Origin of the sequence: Carboxydothermus pertinax, assembly GCF_001950255.1 — a bacterium.
Classification (GTDB): domain Bacteria; phylum Bacillota; class Z-2901; order Carboxydothermales; family Carboxydothermaceae; genus Carboxydothermus; species Carboxydothermus pertinax.
The window spans coordinates 1-844 of sequence record NZ_BDJK01000058.1 but is presented as its reverse complement, the minus strand read 5'-3'; the positions used below and the strand labels follow the sequence as shown (position 1 = coordinate 844).

1 protein-coding gene is annotated in these 844 nt (G+C 30.1%); it reads left to right on the top strand.

Annotation, left to right across the window (positions count from 1 at the left end; all coding sequences use genetic code 11):
* Window positions 1-111 precede the first annotated feature (111 nt).
* Window positions 112-844 (top strand): transposase (locus cpu_RS11960; protein ID WP_200800694.1); only part of this gene is annotated, 733 nt, incomplete at its 3' end.

Genomic DNA, 844 nt, shown 5'->3' with positions numbered 1-844 from the left:
GAGACCCCTGAAAAAAGTATTATAAAAAATAGAAAATGTAGAATAAAATAACAATAGCCCCTAAATTTATGATATAATTTATGTATAATATCTAAATTTGGGGGCTTTTTTATGCTAAAAGGTCGTGACAATCAACTAAGTATCTATTCTGTCTTATATAATCGGATACCTGAGAATCACTTGTTGAAGCGAATCAACAAGGCAGTAGATTTTAGTTTTATAAATAAATTACTTGAGAAATCATATTGTAAATACTATGGGCGGCCGGCAAAAGAACCGGAATTAATGATAAAGATATTGCTATTAAAACAACTTTATAACTTGTCTGATGAAAAAATAATAGAAGAGATAGGAGTAAATCTTGCCTTTATGTGGTTTTTGGGGTTAAATCCTGATGATGAATTACCTCATCCTAGCTTATTAGCGAAATTTAGAGTGCACAGAATTGATGACGCAACCTTAGATGATATATTGACCGAAATAATCAGACAATGTAAAGAAAAGGGAATAATCAAAGATGATGGAGTTAGTATAGATTGCACTCACGTAAGCGCAAATACAATAAAAAAAGTACCGGAAAGAGTAATGAAACACATAAGTAAAGAAATTTTTAAAAAATTAGAGGAAGAAGCTCCCGAAGTGCTTGAAAAGCAAAATACGGAAATACCAAATTATAAAGAAATTGAAGATCACAAAGAAGCAAAAAGAGTAATGAAAAACTATATAGATGGAGTTATTGAAAATGTTGAAGAACAAATTAATCCAGAAGATCACCCTAAGACCTATAAGTTAATAAAAGAAGCAAAAGAAATATTAGAAGACCCAAAATTTATGCAGCAAAAAG